Genomic DNA, 19393 nt, shown 5'->3' on the forward strand with positions numbered 1-19393 from the left:
GTTCATCCCCGGTCAGAAGCGGTTCGGGCGCGTCCGCCGCCGGCACCGGCGAGCGCGAGGAGCAGGGCCCAGGTGACGAGCAGGCTGAGCACGGACACGGCGACGGACATCTGGGCCTGCGACCCGCCGACGTCGTAGATCCACACGGCGAAGGGCCGGAAGCCGAGGAGCTGGGCGACGGTGAACTCGCCGAGGACCAGCGCCAGGGTGAGGAAGGACGCGTTCAGCAGGGCCCCGCGCAGGTTCGGCAGCACGGCCCTGACCAGCGCCCGCGGCCAGGAGGCACCGCAGCTGCGGGCGGCCTCGACCAGGGTCCGCACGTCGACGGAGCGCAGTCCGGCGTCCAGGGCGCGGTGGACGAAGGGCAGCGCCATGACGACGTAGGCGAGGACCAGGACCACCGGGAAGTTCTCGTTCTGGATCGCCACGAACGTCTGGAACAGCGGGGTCCGGGACAGGTGCTCCGGCCCCCACTTCAACACGGTGACGATCCCGGCGACGAACGCGATCGGCGGCACCACCAGCGGCAGCGAGCACACCACCTCGACCACCGGCCGCAGCCGGGGCGCGCCGAGCCTGAGCGCGACCGCCGCGGGCACCATCAGCAGCAGGACGACCGCGATGGTGGCGACGGCCAGTTCCAGCGAGAGCAGCAGGCTGGAGACGAAGCCGTCGGTGGACAGGATCCTCGTGTAGGCGTCGAACGTGACACCGTGCCCGGGCACGTCCACCGTGAAGATCACGGAGGCGGTGAGCGGCACCAGGAAGTACAGGGCTGCCAGGCCGAGGACGGCCCATCGCCACGGGGTCAGGCGTCGAGCCATCGGGCGCTCCGTCGTTGCAGGGGCAGGTACACGGCCATCACCAGGCCCGCCACCAGCACCATGTCGAGGCTGAGGGCGAGGGCGACGTTCTCCTGGCCGACCAGGACGTTGCCGGACAGGGCGTCGGCGATCTGCAGGGTGACCAGCGGGACCGCGCTGCCGACCATCGCGGCGGCGGTGGCGTAGGCGGCGAAGGCGCTGCCGAAGAGCAGCACCAGGCCGCCGAGCAGGGAGGGCGCCAGCACGTGCAGGGCCACGTGCCGCCAGTACTGCGCCCCGGTGGCGCCGTTGTTCAGCGCGGCCTCGCGCCACTGGGAGCGCAGGCCCTCCAGGGCCGGGGTGATGGTGAGGACCATGAGCGGGATCAGGAAGTAGAGGTAGACGAGGACCAGGCCCCAGAAGCTGTACAGGTCCCAGCCGCTGTCCTTCAGGCCGAGGCGCACGGTGAGCACGCCGGCGTTGCCGAGGGTGGCGACGAAGGCGAAGGCGAGCGGGACCCCGCCGAAGTTGGCGAGCACACCGGACGCGGTCAGCACGGCCTCGCGCAGCGCGCGGGAGCGGGAGCCGACCACGGCCTGGGCGAGGGGCAGCCCGAGCAGGGCGCCGAGCGCAGCGGAGACCGCCGACAGCTTGACGCTGCCGAGCAGCGCGGTGAGGTACGGGCCCTGGAGCGAGGTGGTGAGGTTGCCGGTGGTGTACGAGGTGGCGCCGGTGGCCGGGTCCTTGGCCGTGAAGGCGCCGTCCAGGACGGCCAGGGCCGGCAGTCCGAAGGCGATCGCCGTGAACACCAGCAGCGGCACCACGGCCAGCCAGCCGAGGGCGTGGCGCCGCCGCTTCGCCGGAGCGACGGGCGCCACGTCCGCGCGCGGGAGGGCGGCGGTCATCCGGAGACGGCCTTGCCCCAGCCCTGCGCGAGGGCCGTCTTGGCCTTGCTCTGCTGGTCCTCGGTCGGGAAGGCGGGCGTGCCGGTGACCTTCGGGAGCTTGGCGGCGGCTGTCTTGTCGAGGGTGCCGGCCTTGTCCATGGCGGTCATCAGGGCGGGGCGGGCGTAGCCCTTGAGCCACAGGTTCTGGCCCTCGGTGCTGTAGAGGTACTCCTGCCACAGGCGGGCGGCCGCCGGGTGCGGGGCGTCCTTGTTGACCGCCTGGGAGTAGTACTGCGCGTACTGGCCGTCGGCCGGGATGGAGACCTTCCAGTCCACGCCCTTGGACTTGAACTCGTCGGCGTAGCCGGCGTTCAGGTAGTCCCAGTCGATGGAGATCGGGGTCTCGCCCTTCTCGACGGTGGCCGGGGTGGACTCGACGGGCGTGTAGTTGCCGTTCTTCTTCAGCTTGGCGAAGAAGTCCAGGCCGGGCTGGATGTCGTCGAAGGAGCCGCCGTCGGCGAGGGCGGCCGCGTAGACGCCGCCGAAGGCCGAGCCGGACTTGGTGGGGTTGCCGTTGAGGGCGACCTGGCCCTTGTACTGCGGCTTGAGCAGGTCCTTGAAGGTGGTGGGGCAGGTCTTCACCCGCTTGGCGTCGCAGCCGATGGAGATGTAGCCGCCGTAGTCGTTGTACCAGCGGGCCTGCGGGTCCTTCTGCGCCTCGGGGAGGTCGCCGTAGGCGGCCACCTTGTACGGCGCGAGCAGGCCCTGCTGGGCGGCGCCGAGGGCGAAGGAGCTGCCGAGGTCGAGGACGTCGGGCGCGCGGTCCTGGCCCTTCCTGGAGGTGACGGCGTTGATCTCGTCCTGGCTGGAGCCGTCGGGGCTCTCGTCCTCGATCTTGATGCCGTACTTCTTCTGGAAGCCGTCGATGATCGCGCCGTAGTCGGCCCAGTCCCGGGGCACCGCGATGATGTGCAGCTTCCCCTCCTTCCTGGCCGCCGCGACCAAGGCGTCCAGGCCGCCGAAGTCGGCCGCCGAGGTGGCGGTGGCGGCGTTCTTGCCGGTCTTGGTGGTGCTGGCCGCGTTGTCGGGGGCGGCGCCGCAGGCGCTCAGCGCGAGCGCGGCGACGACGGCGAGGGAGCCGCCGAGGACGGCGTTTCTCGGCAGGGACACGGTCACGGTCTCTCCAGGGGGCGCACGAGGGTGAGGTGGAGCGAAACTTGTCTGAACAAGTTGGCCTCAGTACGCCCGGCGTCGATGTCCCGTCCATGAACGCCGGTGAAACACCGGCCCCTGATTCCCTGCACACTTCCGGCCGCAACCGATCATGCTCGGCTGTCGACTAGGCTGGTCACGCTGTGCACAGCGGCCTACGCAGAGGGGAAGCATGACGGCGCGACACGAGGAGATCGCGGACGAGCTGCGCCGCGCGATCGACCGGGAGGAGTACACGGTCGGCAGCCGGCTGCCCTCGGAGTCGGAACTGGCCGCGCACTACGGCGTCTCGCGCGGCACCGTCCGCCAGGCCGTCGCGGCGCTGACCGCCGAGGGGCTCATCGGGTCCCGGCAGGGCGCCCGCCGGGTGGTGCTGGCCGGCCGCCCCAACCAGAGCTTCGCGGAGCTGCGCAGCTTCGCCCAGTGGGCGCGGGCCATGGGCCGGGAGGCGACCGGCCGTGTGGTGACCCAGGAGTACCGCCCGGCCGGCCACGAGGACGCCGTACGCCTGCAGCTGGCCGTCGGTGTCCCGGTGCTGCACGTGCTGCGGGTACGCGGCCTGGACGGCGAGCCGGTGCTGCTGGAGCGGACGGTGTACGCCGACTGGATCTCCCCCGCGGTCGAGGCGATCGAGCCCGACTGCGCCTCGGTCACCCAGCGTCTGTACGACGACACCGGTCTGGTCTTCGCCTACGGGGAGCACGTCATCGACGCGGTGGCCTCCGGCGCGCTGGACGCCGAGCTGCTCGGGGTGCGCCGGACGAGTCCGCTGCTGCGGGTGCGGCGCGTGACGACGACGCGCGAGGGGCGCCCGGTGGAGTGGTCGGACGACCGCTACCGGCCGGACGCGGTGAGCTTCAGCGTGCACAACTCGATCGGGAACAATCCGCTCGCGCGGAAGAGGGCGGAATAGCGCCCGCGAGCCTCGACCGTCGCCGGGCGCGGGCCCGCTGTGGCGGTTCGCGCAGTTCCCCGCGCCCCTGGGAGGGCGCGCGCTCGTCGCCAGGTGCGGGTCCGCTGTGGTTGCCCGCGCAGTTCCTCGCGCCCCTGGGCGTGCTCGGTCTGCGGCTTGCCGGCTAGCCCGGGGCGCCGGAGGAGAAGCGGCGCAGGAGGGGGGACAGGACCAGGACCGACTTGGTGCGTTCCACGAAAGGCTCGCCCGCGATGCGCTCCAGGACGCGTTCGAAGTGGCGCATGTCGGAGGCGAAGACCTGCACGACCGCGTCCGCCTCGCCGGTGACCGTCGACGCGGCCACGACCTCCTGGTAGCGCTCCAGGCCGCGCTGGATGGTCTCCGGCGAGGTGTTGCGCCGGCAGTAGATCTCGACGAACCCCTCGGTCTCCCAACCGAGGGCCGCCGGGTCCACCCGGACGGTGAAGCCGGTGATGGCTCCGGTGGCCCGCAGCCGGTCCACCCGCCGTTTGACGGCGGGGGCCGACAGGCCGACCATCTGCCCGATGTCCGCGTAGGAGCGGCGGGCGTCCTCGGCGAGGGCGTGCACGATGCGTTCGTCGAGATCGTTCAGCACGGGCGGTGGTTCACTTCTCCGGTTCGGTCACTTCTCTGCCGCCGGCACGACGTCCGGGGCGGCGGTCGCGAGGCGGGAACGGCGGTAGCCGTACCCGAAGTAGAACACGAGCCCCACGGCCATCCAGACTCCGAACACGACCCAGGTCACGGCGGACAGGCTGCCCATCATCCACACACAGAAGGCGAAGCCCAGCGCGGGCAGCACCGGCGACAGCGGGACGCGGAAGGTGCGCTCCATGCCCGGGCGGGTCCGGCGCAGCACCACGACGGCGACGTTGACCAGAGCGAAGGCGAACAGCGTGCCGATACTGGTGGCGTCGGCGAGCTGGCCCAGCGGGACGGCGGCGGCCAGGACACCGCAGAACAGGGAGACGATCACCGTGTTGGCGCGCGGGGCGCCGGTCTTCGGGTGCACCCTGGCGAAGATCTTGGGCACCAGACCGTCGCGCGACATCGCGAAGAGGATGCGGGTCTGGCCGTAGAGCACGGTGAGGACGACGCTCGCGATGGCGATGACGGCGCAGAAGGCCAGCAGCGTGCCCCAGAAGCTCTGGCCGGTGACGTCCTTCATGATCTGGGCGAGCGCGGCCTCGGAGTCGTTGAACTGCCGCCACGGCTTCGCGCCGACGGCGACCGCCGCGACCAGCACGTACAGGGCGGTCACGATGACCAGGGACAGCATGATGGCGCGGGGCAGGTCGCGCTGGGCGTTCTTGGCCTCCTCACCGGCGGTGGAGGCGGCGTCGAAGCCGATGTAGGAGAAGAACAGCGTGGCACCGGCCGCGCTGACGCCCGCCATGCCGAGCGGCATGAAGTGCGCGTAGTTGCCGGACTTGAAGCCCATGAAGCCGATGGTGCAGAACAGCACCAGCGCGGCGATCTTCACGCACACCATGATGGTGTTGGCCCGCGCGGACTCCTTGGCACCGCCGAGCAGGAACACCATGGCGAGGATGACGACGATCAGGGCCGGCAGGTTGAAGACGCCGCCGTCGACGCCGGGCGGGTTCGCCAGGGCCTTCGGGATGGTGACGCCGATGGTGCCGTCCAGCAGCTCGTTGAGGTACTCGCCCCAGCCGACCGCCACGGCGGCCACCGAGACGCCGTACTCCAGCAGCAGGCACCAGCCGCAGACCCAGGCGATGAGTTCGCCCATGGTCGCGTACGCGTACGAGTACGAGGATCCGGCCACCGGGATGGTGCCCGCCAGCTCGGCGTAGGACAGCGCCGAGAACAGCGCGGTGAGGCCGGCGATCACGAAGGAGAGGGTGACGGCCGGGCCCGCCTTCGGCACGGCCTCGCCGAGGACGACGAAGATGCCGGTGCCCAGCGTGGCACCGATGCTGATCATCGTCAGCTGCCACAGTCCGAGGGAGCGGCGCAGCGACCCTCCCTCACCCTGGCCGCCCTCCGCGACCAGGCGTTCGACGGGCTTGCGTCGCATGAGGCGCGCGGCGACGCCCGGGGACGCGGGGGCTGCCGTTCTCTCGTTCTGCGGGGGTGCGCCTTGGTCGAGCACGCGCGGGCTCCTTATCGCTGCCGGTCGATGCGGGCGGGGACGGGCGGGAGCCCCGCAGGGGCAGGGACCCGCCGAGCGGAGTCCCCGCCGCGCCACGTACAGCGCAGCACACTACGGGGGACCGCTTCACGGGCGTAATGCAGCAACCTTGCGCGCCCGGGCATCATCCTTGCGTTCATCCGCCCGGAACGCCGATTCGTTGCGCCCACGCTCACGACCGTTGCGCAACCCCCTCACCAGCGCCTTTTACGGAGTCTTGAGGAGCACGGCGCGGCGTACGGACCGGCGCGCCACCGCACGGGCCCCGGGAACGCCGACGGCCCCCGCGCCCTCCCGGTCGGGAAGGGGGCGAGGGCCGTCGGCCGGGGCGGCACGGGCCGGCCCGCGGCGGCTCAGCTCCAGCTGGCGTGCAGCGGCTTGCCCTCGGCGTAGCCGGCGGCGCTCTGGACGCCGACGATGGCCTTCTCGGCGAACTCCTCCAGGGAGCCGGCGCCGGCGTAGGTGCAGGACGAGCGGACACCCGCGATGATCGAGTCGATCAGGTCCTCGACACCGGGACGGGCGGGGTCCAGGAACATGCGCGAGGTGGAGATGCCCTCCTCGAACAGCGCCTTGCGGGCCCGGTCGTACGACGACTCCTCCGAGGTGCGGTTGGCCACCGCGCGCGCGGAGGCCATGCCGAACGACTCCTTGTACAGGCGGCCGCCCGCGTCCTGCTGGAGGTCGCCCGGGGACTCGTAGGTGCCCGCGAACCAGGAGCCGACCATCACGTTGGACGCGCCGGCCGCGAGGGCCATGGCCACGTCGCGGGGGTGGCGGACACCGCCGTCGGCCCACACGTGCTTGCCGTACTTGCGCGCCTCGGCGGCGCACTCCAGGACGGCGGAGAACTGCGGCCGGCCCACGCCGGTCATCATGCGGGTGGTGCACATGGCGCCCGGGCCGACACCGACCTTGACGATGTCCGCGCCGGCGTCGATCAGGTCCTTGACGCCCTCGGCGGAGACGATGTTGCCCGCCGCGATCGGCACCTGCGGGTCGAGCGCGCGGACCAGCTTGATCGCGCTGATCATCGACTCCTGGTGGCCGTGCGCGGTGTCGATGACGAGCGTGTCCACGCCCGCGTCGAGCAGCTGCTTGGCCTTGCCGGCCACGTCGCCGTTGATGCCGACGGCGGCGGCGACGCGCATCCTGCCGCGGCTGTCGACGGCCGGGGTGTACAACGTGGCGCGCAGCGCGCCCTTGCGGGTCAGGATGCCGGCGAGCCTGCCGTCCTTGTCCACGGCGGGCGCGTAGCGGCGGTTGTGGGTGTCCAGGGTGGTGAACGCCTCGCGCGGGTCGATGTCCGCGTCGAGCAGCAGCAGGTCCTTGGACATGACCACTTCGAGCTGGGTGAAGCGGTCGACGCCGCTCAGGTCGGCGTCCGTGACCACGCCGACGGGGCGCTGCTGGTCGTCGACGACGACACCGGCGTTGTGGGACCGCTTGGGCAGCAGCGCGAGGGCGTCGGCGACGGTCTGGTGCGGGGCCAGCACGATCGGGGTGTCCAGCACCAGGTGGCGGCTCTTGACCCAGGAGACGACGTCGGTGACCACGTCGATCGGGATGTCCTGCGGAATGACCACCAGGCCGCCGCGCCGGGCCACCGTCTCGGCCATGCGGCGGCCGGCGATGGCGGTCATGTTGGCGACGACGAGCGGGATGGTGGTGCCCGTGCCGTCCGGCGAGGAGAGGTCCACGCCCTGACGCGAGCCGACCGCGGAGCGGCTCGGCACCATGAAGACGTCGTCGTACGTCAGGTCGTACGCGGGCTGGATGTCATTGAGGAAACGCACGTGCCGCACATCCCAGTCGATCAGAGGTGACCCCCCGACGGGTGCGCCAGGGGGAAAGAAGCACGTACTTCATTCTCCCATGACGCACGCGCTGTCCGGCCCTCACAGAACCTCCAGGCCCGGCGGAGAGGGGCTAGGAGGATCCTCCAAGGGCCAGGACGACGGCGAGCCGGGGCGTGCGGTCGACGGCCTCGGCGAACACGTCCTGCGCGGTCTGCCACTCGCCGGGGGCCGCGTCCGCGTACGGCCGCCAGCCCCGCACGACGACCAGCATCCCGCGCTCGACGGCGGTCCCGGGCCACACCGTGTGGTCGCCGAGGGAGTCCGCGAGCGCGTCCCAGTTGCGGCCGAACCAGTCGGGCAGCGCCAGCGCCCGGGCGGCGCGGTCCATCAGGCCGGCCTTGTCGGTGACGCCCGTGAGGTCGAGGGTGACCACGAGCCGGTCCGTCAGGTCTTCGCTCATCTCAGCACCGCCCGGAACGAGTTGTAGTGGTCATCCGTGTAGTAGACCTCCCCGCGCCGGCCGGTGACGAGCCGCCGCGCCCCGCGGTCGTGCGCGCCGGGGGTGGGCACCGTGTACTCGTGGTAGTAGCCGCGCGGGTGGCCGGGCAGCAGCCGCTCCAGGTTCCCGAAGACGATGCCGTCCCTGGCGTACGGGAAGGGTCCGCCCCGGTCGATGAGGGCGAGGGTGCGCCGGGCCTCGGCCGGGAGCCGGGACTCCGGCACGGTGGCCGTGCCCCGGGCCCATGCGGGCGTGGACACGCCCGAGGCCGGCGCGGTGCCCGCGGTCGTGCCCGGGTCCGTGCCGGGTGAGCACCCCGCCAGCAGGGCGCACAGGCAGACCAGCAGCCCCGCGAGGGCGCGCAGGAGCCGCGGCAGCCGCGGGAGCGGTCGGGGGGCGGGACGGGGCAGCATGCCGCCGATGCTGCCACGCCCGTCCCGTCACGTCCGCCGTGCGACCCACCGCGGGTCCGTCATGCCCGCCGGCGACCCACCGGGGGGACCCGTCAGGTGCGGCGCGCGGACTGTCGCGGAGCTGCCTCAGTGACCGTCCGGGTCCGCCCGGCTGAGGGCGGGCTTCGGGGTCGGGCCCGCCGTCATCAGGTAGTCGGCCGCCGAGGTGTCGGTCACCAGGCTGGTGACCAGACCCGAGCGCAGCACCGCGTCGATCGCGGACGCCTTGCGCTGGCCGCCGGCGATCGCCACGACCTCCGGGATACGGCGCAGCTGGTCGGTCTTGACCGTGATGCACCGCTCCCCCAGGTCGCGCCCGATCCGGCGGCCCTCGGCGTCGAAGAGGTGCGCGGACATCTCGGCGGCGACACCGAGCGACGCGTAGTGCGCGCGCTCCTCGTCGCTGAGCATGTCGTGCACGGTCGAGATGCCGGGCTCCCAGGAGCCGATGGAGACGCAGGCGACCGTGACCTTGTCGAAGTACTCGAAGGCCCGGGCGATGCCGGTCTGGTGGCGCAGCGCCCCGGCGGTGGCCGCGTCCGGCAGCAGCATCGGCGCGTAGATGGGGTGGGCGTCGCCGCCCGAGACCTGGGCGGCGCGGCGCACCGCCTCGACCGAGCCGCGCTCGGCGGTCCCGGCGTCGTACACGCCCGTCAGCTGCACCACCGTGCACGGCGGCAGCCGGTCGAGCGCCGCCGCCATGTGGATGGTGGAGCGGCCCCAGGCCAGGCCGAGCACGTCCCCCTCGTTGACGAGCTCGCCGAGCAGGTCGGCCGCGACCTCGCCCAGGTTCTCCGGGTCGGGGGTCTCCTCCGCCTCGGCCGGGGACTCGACCACGACGGCGTGCCTGAGGCCGTAGCGGGCGCGGAGCGCGTCGGAGCGCTCTGCGTCCAGCTCGGCCGGGACGCGGATCTCGATCCGAACGAGATCCCGTTCGAGGGCGGTCTCCAGGACCCGGGCCACCTTGAAGCGGCTGACGCCGAACTCCTCGGCGATCTGGATCTTGGACTTGCCCTCGAGGTAGAAGCGGCGGGCCATGGCCGCCGCCTGCACCAGCTCAGCGGGTCCCATCCGCATGGCTGACCGGCCCGCCGACATACCCGACACGGCGATCTCCTCACTGCTGTTCACACTCTGGATTCGCCGTTCATCCTTGCAGATCCGGCGCGACTGCTCCGCCCTGATGGGCGGCCTACATTCAACCGTTCACATAGCCGTGGCTCAGTGGTCGCATGCCCAGGATGCCTGGGCGGTGGCCGCGTCCGCCTGGTTGCGCAGTGCACGTACCGCCTCCGCCGGGTCCTTCGCCCCGTAGACCGCCGACCCGGCGACGAAGACGTCCGCCCCCGCGTCCGCGCAGCGCTCGATCGTGGAGGCCGACACACCGCCGTCGACCTGCAGCCACAGCTCGAGTCCGTGCTTGCCGATCAGCTCGCGGGTGCGGCGGATCTTGGGGAGCATGATGTCGAGGAAGGCCTGGCCGCCGAAGCCCGGCTCGACCGTCATGATCAGCAGCATGTCGAGCTCGGGGAGCAGGTCCTCGTACGGCTCGATCGGCGTCGCGGGCTTGAGCGCCATGGAGGCGCGGGCGCCCTTGGCGCGGATCTCCCGGGCGAGCCGTACGGGCGCGGCCGCCGCCTCCACGTGGAAGGTGACGGAGGAGGCGCCCGCCTCGACGTACTGGGGGGCCCAGCGGTCCGGGTCCTCGATCATCAGGTGGCAGTCCAGCGGGGTGCCCGTGGCGCGGGCCAGTGACTCCACGACCGGCACGCCGAGCGTGAGGTTCGGGACGAAATGGTTGTCCATGACGTCGACGTGGAGCCAGTCGGCTCCCTCGACCGCCCGCGCCTCGTCCGCGAGGCGGGCGAAGTCGGCGGACAGGATGCTGGGGTTGATCTGCGCGGCCATGCCCCAAGCCTGCCATGTCGCTGCGCTCGGCAGTAACGGTGGTCTGTCGCGGTTGGGCTACGGCTGCCGGCCGGTGGGGGCTGGTCGCGCAGTTCCCCGCGCCCCTTGACGAGTTTCGGCTGCCGGCCGGTGGGGGCTGGTCGCGCAGTTCCCCGCGCCCCTGAGGTGGGGACAGCCGGCCGGGAGCATCGGTGTCCTGGGGGCGCGCCTCTTCTCGGGTCAGGCGGTGCGGCGGATCAGGGACAGGTACATCGCGTCCGTGCCGTGCATGTGGGGCCAGAGCTGGATGTCCGGGCCGTCGCCGAGGGCGGGGACGTTGGGAAGGAGGGGGCGGGCGTCGACGAGTTCGGTGTCGGGGTACTGCTTGAGCACGTCGGCGACGACCGCCCTGGTCTCGGCGAGGTGCGGGGAACAGGTGGCGTAGCCGACGATCCCGCCGACCCGCACCGAGTCGAGCGCGGTGCGCAGCAGGGCGCGCTGCAGCGGGGCGAAGTTCTCCAGGTCCTCCGGGCGTCGCCGCCACCTGGCCTCGGGCCGCCTGCGCAGGGCTCCCAGGCCGGTGCAGGGCACGTCCATCAGCACCCGGTCGAAGGTGCCGGGCCGCCACGGCGGCCGGGTGCCGTCGGCGGCGATCACCTGGTACGGCCCCGGGTTGCCGTCCAGGGCCTTGGCCACCAGGCCCGCCCGGTGCGGCTGCTTCTCGGAGGCGAGCAGCACGGCGCCGCGCTCGGCGGCGAGGGCGCCGAGCAGCGCCGCCTTGCCGCCGGGGCCCGCGCACCCGTCGAGCCACGCGCGGTCCGGACCGTCGAGCGGGGCGTTCGCGAGCGCGAGGGCGACCAGCTGGCTGCCCTCGTCCTGCACCCCGGCCCGCCCCTCGCGGATCGCCTCGACGGCTCCGGGCTCGCCGCCCTCGGTGAGCCGCACGGCGTACGGGGACCAGCGCCCCGGCACGGCGGCCTCCTCCCGGAGCAGCTCGTCCGTCGTGGCCCGGCCCGGCCGGGCCACCAAGGTCACCTCGGGCCGCTCGTTGTCCGCCTCCAGCAGGTCCTCGATGCCGGCGCGGCCGCCGCCCAGGGAGTCCCACAGCGCGGAGACGACCCAGCGGGGGTGCGAGTGCACGACGGCGAGGTGGTCCTCGGGGTCCTCGTCGTAGGGCGGCGCGACCTTCTCCAGCCAGCCGTCCAGGTCGTTCTGCGCGACCTTGCGGAGCACGGCGTTGACGAACTTGGCCCGCCCGTCGCCCAGCACGACCCGTGCCAGCTCGACGGAGGCGGACACCGCCGCGTGCGTCGGGATCCGGGTCCCGAGCAGCTGGTGCGTGCCGAGGCTCAGCACGTCGAGCACCGGTGGGTCGACCTCGCGCAGCGGCCGGTCCACACAGGCCGCGATGACGGCGTCGTACGTGCCCTGCCTGCGCAGCGTCCCGTACACCAGCTCGGTGGCGAGGGCGGCGTCCCGCGCGTCGAACTTGTCCGGCCCCTCCTTCTCGCGCGCCTTGCGCAGCAGCGGGGGCAGCACCAGGTTGGCGTACGCGTCGCGCTCGTCCACGGCGCGCAGCGCCTCGAAGGCGAGGATGCGGACGGGGTCCTTCTGGGGACGGCGGTAGGGCTTGGCGGGCCGGTGCGGCCGCCGGGACTGCTCGCTCACGAAAAGGTGCTCCGGATGGGAAGAAGGGGGTGCGGTTCCCAGCGTACGTCGCGACGCGGTCACCCCCGCCGCCCGGGGCGGAGCGGGCGGCCGCCGTCGCGGCGGGCGCTCAGCCGCCGACGTGCTCGCCCTCGGCGATGCGCACCCCGCGCGCCCAGTCAGCCGCCCGCATCGGCTTCTTGCCCTGCGCCTGCACCCAGAGCAGCTCGACGGCGTAGGAGCCGGTGCCGACGTGCACGCTGTTCTTGCCGACGGCGAGCTGCCCGGGGGTGAGGTCGGTGCGCTCGGGCACCGGCACGGCCTGGACGATCTTGAGCCGCTCGCCCCGGAACGTGGTCCAGGCGCCGGGGGCCGGGGTGCAGCCGCGCACCACCCGGTCCACGCGCAGCGCGGGCGTGGCCCAGTCCACCTGGGCGTCCTCGACGGTGATCTTGGGCGCGAGGGTGATGCCCTCCGCCGGCTGCGGCACCGCCTTCAGGGTGCCGTCCTCGATGCCGTCCATGGTGGCGGCCAGCAGTCCTGCGCCGGCGAAGGCGAGCCGGGTGAGCAGGTCACCGCTGGTGTCGGTGGGCCGGATCTCCTCGGTGACCGTGCCGTAGACGGGGCCGGAGTCGAGGCCCTCCTCGATGAGGAAGGTGGCGGCACCGGTGATCTCGTCGCCCGCCATCAGGGCGTGCTGCACGGGCGCGGCCCCGCGCCAGGCGGGCAGCAGCGAGAAGTGCAGGTTGACCCAGCCGTGCGCCGGGATGTCCAGGGCGGCCCTGGGCAGCAGCGCGCCGTAGGCGACGACCGGGCAGCAGTCCGGGGCGATCTCCCGGAGCCGCTCCAGGAACGCGGGGTCCCGCGGCCTGACCGGCTTCAGCACCTCGATGCCGGCCTCCGCCGCCCGTTCGGCCACGGGCGAGGCGACCAGCCTGCGTCCGCGCCCTGCCGGTGCGTCGGGCCGCGTGACGACGGCGGCGACCTCGTGCCGCCCGGAGGCGATGAGGGCGTCCAGGGCGGGAACGGCGACCTCGGGGGTACCGGCGAAGACCAGCTTCATGGGCGGGATCGGGCCTCTCGGGCGGGGGTTGGACGGGCAGCGCACCAGTCTATGGCCCGCGCCTGACCACCGCCCCGCCGGCCACGGGCGGAGGGCTCCCCGGGAGCGGTGGTGCACGAAGGGGAGGGCGGCGTACGCATATGCCTGTACGCCCCCAGCCCGTGACCAGCGGAGCGCCTACGCGTTGGTCAAGAAAGAGTTGACCACATCGGGCCGCTTTCGCGGGCCCAGTTCCTTTCAACGCCGGTTCGAGAGGCTTGTTCATGGCCGACCACGCAACCCACGACGCCCAGGCCCGGGCCAGCCTGCACTTGCTGGTGCGGGACATCGAGCGGGTCCGCCGGCAGGTGGACGCACTGCGCACGCTCACCGCCCAGCTGGGCAACGTCTACCGTCCCCGCCGCTCCGGCCCCTCCACGGGCTTCGTCGTCTACGGACGGGCACCCGCCCCGACGGTCCGCCTCGCCCAGGAGCTGCGGGACAGCGTCGAGACGCTGGTCACGGCCGCCGTGGACTTCGACCGCTCGCTGGGCTTCTCCTGGGACGCGGTGGGTTCGGCGCTCGGGGTCACCAAGCAGGCGGTGCACCGCCGTTACGGCGCCCGCCGCGCCGCCACCCAGGCCGCCGCCGAGACCGAGCGGGCGACCGAGCCGTCCGGCACCCGGACCCTCAACCCCGCGCTGCCCGCACTGCCCGCACTGCCCGCGGTCCCGACGGTGCCCGCCGCCCGCTCCATGCCCACCCAGCCCACCGCGGGCAGCCCCACCCTCCGCGAGGACCCCCGTCCCACGGCCTTCCCGGGCCCCCGCAACGGCTGACCGGCACCGGCCACCCCGCCCTCCCGGCCCCCTCCGGGAGGGCACCGAAAAACACCGCCCAAGCATCCCCACCCAGGGGCGCGGGGAACTGCGCGCCCAGCCCCCACCACCCCGCACCCAAAACGCCCCCCCCCCCGCCGGGACGGCACCCTCAGCCGATGTCGGGCGGATCGATCCGCACCCGCACCGCTTCCCCCGCCCCCCGCGCCATCCGCGCCGCCTGGGCCGTCTTCAGGGCGGCGGCCAGCGCGGAGCCGCTGCCCGGCGGCACCCGGACCAGCGCCCGCTCCCAGTGCTCGCCCGGCGGGGGCGCGCCCGGTCTGCGGGGCCGGCCGGGGAGGGTCGGCGGCACCGGCACCGGACCGAGCACCTCGGCGTCCTGCGGCAGCTGTGCCGCGCCCAGGAACTCGGCCACGGCCTCGCCGGTCCCCGAGACGGCCGCCATCCGGGACACCGGCGGGAAGCCCAGCTCGGCCCGCTCGGCCAGTTCCCGCACCGCGTGACCGACGGGGTCCCACCGCACCAGCGCCTGCACCGGCCGCAACGTCGGCTCGGCCACCACGACGACGGTCCCGTGCTCCCCCTGCGGCCGCACCAGGGCACCGGCCGCGATCCACCGGCGCAGCGCGTCCTCCCCGGCCCGCAGGTCGGGCCGGCCGAGCATGGCCCAGCCGTCCAGCAGCAGGGCGGCCGCGTAGCCGCCCTCGGCGACCGGCTCGGCCCCCGGGGTGCTCACGACCAGCGCGGGCGTGCCCGGCACGGTGTCCAGCACGTGCTCACGCCCCGAGGTGCGCACCGGCACGGCGGGGAACGCCCGCCCCAGCTCCTCGGCGGTCCGCCTGGCCCCGACCACCTGGGCGCGCAGCCGGAAGCCGCCGCACTCGGGGCAGTGCCAGGCCGCCTCCTCGCGCCCGCACCAGCCGCACGTCAGCGCTCCCGCGTCCCGCGCCTCCAGCGGCCCGGCGCAGTGCCGGCACCGGGCCGGCGCCCGGCACCGGTCGCACGCCATGCGGGGCACGTACCCCCGGCGGGGCACCTGGACCAGCACCGGTCCGTGCCGCAGCCCCTCGCGGACCGCCTGCCAGGCGAGGGTGGGCAGCCGGGCGGCCCGGGCGGCCTCGTCGCGCGCGAGGTCCTCGTCGCCGACGGTGCGCACCAGGGGCGCGGCCCGCCGTACCTCCTCGCGCCCGGCGACCAGGGGCCGCGCCCAGCCGCTCTCCACCAGTTGCGCGGCCTCGACCGTGCAGCTCCACCCGCCCAGCAGGAAGGCGCACCGGTCGAGGGCGGCGCGCAGCAGCAGCACGTCGCGTGCGTGCGGCTGGGGGGCGTGCTGCTCGCTGTGGCTGTCGTCGCCGTCGTCCCAGATGGCGACGAGCCCGAGGTCCCGCACGGGGGCGAACATGGCGGCCCGCGTCCCGACCACGGCCCGTACGGCGCCGCGCCGGACCGCCAGCCACTGCGCGTACCGCTTCTCGGGTCCCGCGTCGGCGGTGAGCAGGGCGTGCCGGCCCTCGCCCAGCAGCGCGGTCAGCGCGGCGTCGACCCGCGCCGCGGCCCGTCCGTCGGGGACGACGACGAGCGCGCCGCGTCCCGAGGCGAGCGTCGCGGCGACGGCCCGGGCCAGCTCATCGCTCCACTGCGGGCCCGGCAGGGCGCTCCACACCGCCCTGGGCGCTCCCCCGGCGGCCAGCGCGTCCAGGAAGGCGCCCCCGTGCTCGTACCGCGTCCAGGACCCGGCGCCGGGCGCGGACGGCGCCGGCAGGGGTTCGGGCGAGGGGCGTCGCTCGGCGCGGGCGCTGCGCGGCGGGACGGCGAGTTGCAGCACGTCGGCGAGGCTGCCCGCGTACCGGTCGGCGACGGCCCGGGCGAGCCCGAGCAGTTCCTCGCTCAGCACCGGCTCGGGCGACACGACCTGGGCGAGGGCGGCCAGCGGTCCCGCGTAGTCGGACTCGGCCCGCCGCTCGACGAGGTACCCGTCGATGAGCCCGCCGCCCTCCCGGCGCCCCTCGCGCACCCGGCCCCGGCCGGCCCCGAACCGCACCCGCACCCGCACCCCGGGCTGTGCGTCGGCGTCCATCTCCTCGGGCACCGCGTAGTCGAAGTACCGGTCGAGGTGCAGCACGCCCTTGTCGACGAGCACGCGGGCGACCGGCAGGTCCTTGGCGAGCGCGGCCCCGCGCCAGGTCCGGGGCTTGGCCCGGGGCACGTCGGCCCGGCGGACGGTCTCCCGGATGAGCGCGAGCTGCTCCGGCGGCGCCCCTTCGGCCCCGCCGTCCGTGCCGTCCCCGCCGTCCCGGGGCGCCCCGTTCTCGCTGCTCACGCTTGCATTCTTACCAAACGGCACCGACAACCGGACCGGACGGCCGAGGCCCGGCCCCCGTGCGGGGACCGGGCCTCGGTGGATGATCCGTGCGGGTTACAGACCCTTACAGACCCACGGCCTTGCGCAGGGCCTCCACGCGGTCCGTGCGCTCCCAGGTGAAGTCGGGCAGCTCGCGGCCGAAGTGGCCGTACGCCGCCGTCTGGGCGTAGATCGGGCGGAGCAGGTCGAGGTCGCGGATGATCGCGGCCGGACGGAGGTCGAAGACCTCGTCGATGGCCTTCTCGATCTTCTCGGCCTCGACCTTGGCCGTGCCGAAGGTCTCCACGAACAGGCCGACCGGCTCGGCCTTGCCGATGGCGTAGGCGACCTGGACCTCGCAGCGCGCGGCCAGGCCGGCGGCGACCACGTTCTTGGCGACCCAGCGCATGGCGTAGGCGGCCGAGCGGTCGACCTTGGACGGGTCCTTGCCGGAGAAGGCGCCGCCGCCGTGCCGGGCGAAGCCGCCGTAGGTGTCGATGATGATCTTGCGGCCGGTGAGGCCGGCGTCGCCCATCGGGCCGCCGATCTCGAAGCGGCCGGTCGGGTTCACCAGCAGGCGGTAGCCCTCGGTGTCCAGCTTGATGCCGTCGTCCAGCAGCGCCTTCAGCTCCGGCTCCACGACGAACTCGCGGATGTCGGGGGCGAGCAGCGACTCCAGGTCGATGTCGGAGGCGTGCTGGCTGGAGACCACGACCGTGTCGAGGCGGACGGCCTTGTCGCCGTCGTACTCGATGGTGACCTGGGTCTTGCCGTCGGGGCGCAGGTAGGGGATGGTGCCGTTCTTGCGGACCTCGGAGAGGCGCTTGGACAGGCGGTGCGCCAGGAAGATCGGCAGCGGCATCAGCGTCGGCGTCTCGTCGGACGCGTAGCCGAACATCAGGCCCTGGTCGCCGGCGCCCTGCTTGTCCAGCTCGTCCTCGTCGCCCTCGACCCGGGACTCGTACGCCGTGTCGACACCCTGGGCGATGTCCGGGGACTGCGCGCCGATCGAGACGGACACGCCGCAGGAGGCGCCGTCGAAGCCCTTCTTCGAGGAGTCGTAGCCGATCTCCAGGATCTTGCTGCGGACCAGGGTCGCGATGTCCGCGTAGGCCTTGGTCGTGACCTCGCCGGCCACGTGCACGAGGCCGGTGGTGATCAGCGTCTCGACGGCGACGCGGGAGGACGGGTCCTCGCGCAGGAGCGCGTCGAGAATGGTGTCGCTGATCTGGTCAGCGATCTTGTCGGGGTGACCCTCGGTCACGGACTCCGAAGTGAACAGGCGACGGGACACAACGCTCCCTGGGGTTGCAGCGGCTGCTGGCTGATCATTGGCGGACCACGCGCGGAGGCTGCGCCCGGCGTCGTCCGTGAACAGTTTATCGGTCGCGCTCGACCACCGGCCCACCCGTCTCGCCTCTCGGGAGCGCTGTGACCTGCGGCACGGGCATTCTGCACAATGCCGCGCGGCCTTGGCCAGGGGCGCCACGCGGGATCGCACGACATCGTGGTACGGAAAAATGACACCGAACGGCCGAATCGATGCGGTGCGAACGGCCCAACCGGCTCAGCCCAGCCGGACCGCCACGAGGTCCCAGACGGTGTCCGCGAGGGCTTCCTTCGGTCCGTGCGGAACGGGCGTCTCGCTGCCGTCGGCCCCGAGCACGAGGGCCTCGTTCTCCTCGGAACCGAAGGTCTTGCGCTCGCCCACCTCGTTCACCACGAGCAGGTCGCAGCCCTTGCGGGCCAGCTTGGCGCGCCCGTTGGCCAGGACGTCGTCGGTCTCGGCCGCGAACCCGACGACGACCTGTCCGGGGCGGCCGCGCTCGGCCGAGATCTCCGCGAGGATGTCCGGATTACGCACCAGGACGATCGGCTCCGGCTCCTGGCCGTCCTTCTTCTTGATCTTGCCGGAGGCGTAGACCGCGGGGCGGAAGTCGGCGACGGCGGCCGCCATGACCACGGCGTCGGCGTCCCCGGCGGCCTTCAGGACCGCCTCGCGCAGCTGCACGGCGGTGCCGACCTGGACGACGTCGACGCCCGCGGGGTCGGCGAGACCCGTGTTGGCGGCGATCAGGGTGACCCGGGCGCCGCGCGCGGCGGCCGTGCGGGCGAGGGCGTAGCCCTGCTTGCCGGAGGAGCGGTTGCCGAGGAAGCGCACGGGGTCGAGGGGCTCGCGGGTGCCGCCGGCGGAGACGACCACGTGCCGGCCGGCGAGGTCGGGCCCGGCCGCGCCCCGGGCCAGCACCCGGCGGCACACCTCGAAGATCTCCGCCGGGTCGGGCAGCCGGCCCTTGCCGGTGTCGACCCCGGTGAGCCGGCCGACGGCGGGCTCGACGACGACGGCGCCACGGCGGCGCAGCGTGGCCACGTTCTCCTGGGTGGCGGGGTGCTCCCACATCTCGGTGTGCATCGCCGGGGCGAAGACCACCGGGCAGCGGGCGGTGAGGAGCGTGTTGGTCAGCAGGTCGTCGGCGAGGCCGTGGGCGGCCTTGGCGAGCATGTCGGCGGTCGCCGGGGCCACCACGACGAGGTCGGCGTGCTGGCCGATGCGGACGTGCGGGACCTCGTGGACGGCGTCCCAGACCTCTGTGGAGACCGGGTTGCCGGACAGCGCCGACCAGGTCGCGGCGCCCACGAAGTGCAGGGCGGAGGCGGTGGGCACCACGCGCACGTCGTGGCCCGACTCGGTCAACCGCCTCAGCAGCTCACAGGCCTTGTACGCGGCGATGCCGCCACTGACCCCCAGAACGACCCTCGGCTTGTCCACCATCTCTCCCCGGCTCGACGACGTACGCGCCCTCGTACCGAGCAACGTACGGGACCATCACACACCACAGGCCCGGCAGGGTCCCCCTCCGGGGGGAGTGGCTGCCGGGCCTGTCGGATGAAGCAAC

17 protein-coding genes are annotated in these 19393 nt (G+C 73.6%); 2 read left to right on the top strand and 15 right to left on the bottom strand.

Going from position 1 to position 19393, the window contains the following annotated elements; translation table 11 throughout:
* Positions 1–2: 2 nt before the first annotated feature.
* From B446_RS07470 to B446_RS07480, 3 genes are read right to left on the bottom strand one after another with little or no spacing between them, the layout of a single operon-like run.
* Positions 3–824, bottom strand: coding sequence for an ABC transporter permease (locus B446_RS07470; RefSeq protein WP_020938816.1), 822 nt, complete (start codon positions 822–824; stop codon positions 3–5).
* Entirely contained in the window at positions 809–1708 is a 900-nt protein-coding gene (locus tag B446_RS07475) for an ABC transporter permease (RefSeq protein ID WP_020938817.1), read from the bottom strand. Before B446_RS07475 ends, B446_RS07470 begins: the two co-directional genes overlap by 16 nt.
* Positions 1705–2865: an ABC transporter substrate-binding protein gene (locus tag B446_RS07480; RefSeq protein ID WP_020938818.1), complete on the bottom strand. Its 1161-nt coding sequence runs from the start codon at positions 2863–2865 to the stop codon at positions 1705–1707. The genes B446_RS07475 and B446_RS07480 overlap by 4 nt, the downstream gene beginning before the upstream one ends.
* A gap of 208 nt (positions 2866–3073) precedes the next feature.
* On the opposite strand from B446_RS07480, the gene B446_RS07485 reads away from it, so the two are divergent.
* Positions 3074–3814, top strand: a complete 741-nt coding sequence (locus tag B446_RS07485; RefSeq protein ID WP_020938819.1) for a GntR family transcriptional regulator — start codon at positions 3074–3076, stop codon at positions 3812–3814.
* 163 nt (positions 3815–3977) lie between these two features.
* Here B446_RS07485 and B446_RS07490 read toward each other — a convergent pair whose 3' ends face one another.
* The 9 genes from B446_RS07490 to fmt form a co-directional block, all read right to left on the bottom strand.
* Positions 3978–4430 carry an Lrp/AsnC family transcriptional regulator gene (locus B446_RS07490; RefSeq protein ID WP_020938820.1) on the bottom strand — a complete coding sequence of 151 codons (453 nt, stop codon included), beginning with the start codon at positions 4428–4430 and terminating at the stop codon, positions 3978–3980.
* A gap of 27 nt (positions 4431–4457) precedes the next feature.
* On the bottom strand, positions 4458–5951 hold the full coding sequence (locus B446_RS07495) for an amino acid permease (protein WP_020938821.1): 1494 nt from the start codon (positions 5949–5951) through the stop codon (positions 4458–4460).
* A gap of 392 nt (positions 5952–6343) precedes the next feature.
* Entirely contained in the window at positions 6344–7786 is a 1443-nt protein-coding gene (locus B446_RS07500) for a GuaB1 family IMP dehydrogenase-related protein (RefSeq protein WP_020938822.1), read from the bottom strand.
* A gap of 133 nt (positions 7787–7919) precedes the next feature.
* A complete protein-coding gene (locus tag B446_RS07505; RefSeq protein WP_020938823.1) occupies positions 7920–8249 on the bottom strand; it encodes a barstar family protein in 330 nt (109 codons plus the stop codon).
* Positions 8246–8701, bottom strand: a complete 456-nt coding sequence (locus tag B446_RS07510) for a ribonuclease domain-containing protein (protein ID WP_020938824.1) — start codon at positions 8699–8701, stop codon at positions 8246–8248. The genes B446_RS07505 and B446_RS07510 overlap by 4 nt, the downstream gene beginning before the upstream one ends.
* A gap of 126 nt (positions 8702–8827) precedes the next feature.
* Positions 8828–9871, bottom strand: a complete 1044-nt coding sequence (locus B446_RS07515; protein ID WP_020938825.1) for a sugar-binding transcriptional regulator — start codon at positions 9869–9871, stop codon at positions 8828–8830.
* Positions 9872–9961: 90 nt separating this feature from the next.
* Complete coding sequence (gene rpe / locus B446_RS07520; RefSeq protein WP_020938826.1) at positions 9962–10648, bottom strand: ribulose-phosphate 3-epimerase; 687 nt, start codon at positions 10646–10648, stop codon at positions 9962–9964.
* Between the two features lie 219 nt (positions 10649–10867).
* On the bottom strand, positions 10868–12295 hold the full coding sequence (locus B446_RS07525) for an RsmB/NOP family class I SAM-dependent RNA methyltransferase (RefSeq protein WP_020938827.1): 1428 nt from the start codon (positions 12293–12295) through the stop codon (positions 10868–10870).
* Positions 12296–12404: 109 nt separating this feature from the next.
* The gene (gene fmt / locus B446_RS07530; protein ID WP_020938828.1) at positions 12405–13337 is read right to left on the bottom strand and encodes a methionyl-tRNA formyltransferase; all 933 of its coding nucleotides are present in this window, start codon (positions 13335–13337) and stop codon (positions 12405–12407) included.
* Positions 13338–13600: 263 nt separating this feature from the next.
* On the opposite strand from fmt, the gene B446_RS07535 reads away from it, so the two are divergent.
* Positions 13601–14155 carry a hypothetical protein gene (locus tag B446_RS07535; protein WP_020938829.1) on the top strand — a complete coding sequence of 185 codons (555 nt, stop codon included), beginning with the start codon at positions 13601–13603 and terminating at the stop codon, positions 14153–14155.
* A gap of 151 nt (positions 14156–14306) precedes the next feature.
* On the opposite strand, the gene B446_RS07540 is transcribed toward B446_RS07535, so the two are convergent.
* The 3 genes from B446_RS07540 to coaBC all read right to left on the bottom strand — a co-directional run bounded on the left by B446_RS07540 (position 14307) and on the right by coaBC (position 19266).
* Complete coding sequence (locus B446_RS07540) at positions 14307–16475, bottom strand: primosomal protein N' (RefSeq protein WP_020938830.1); 2169 nt, start codon at positions 16473–16475, stop codon at positions 14307–14309.
* A 106-nt stretch (positions 16476–16581) separates the two neighbouring features.
* A complete protein-coding gene (metK, locus tag B446_RS07545; RefSeq protein ID WP_020938831.1) occupies positions 16582–17790 on the bottom strand; it encodes a methionine adenosyltransferase in 1209 nt (402 codons plus the stop codon).
* A gap of 273 nt (positions 17791–18063) precedes the next feature.
* Positions 18064–19266, bottom strand: coding sequence for a bifunctional phosphopantothenoylcysteine decarboxylase/phosphopantothenate--cysteine ligase CoaBC (gene coaBC / locus B446_RS07550; protein WP_020938832.1), 1203 nt, complete (start codon positions 19264–19266; stop codon positions 18064–18066).
* Positions 19267–19393: the final 127 nt, after the last annotated feature.

The organism is Streptomyces collinus Tu 365 (genome assembly GCF_000444875.1).
In the GTDB taxonomy this organism is placed as follows: domain Bacteria; phylum Actinomycetota; class Actinomycetes; order Streptomycetales; family Streptomycetaceae; genus Streptomyces; species Streptomyces collinus_A.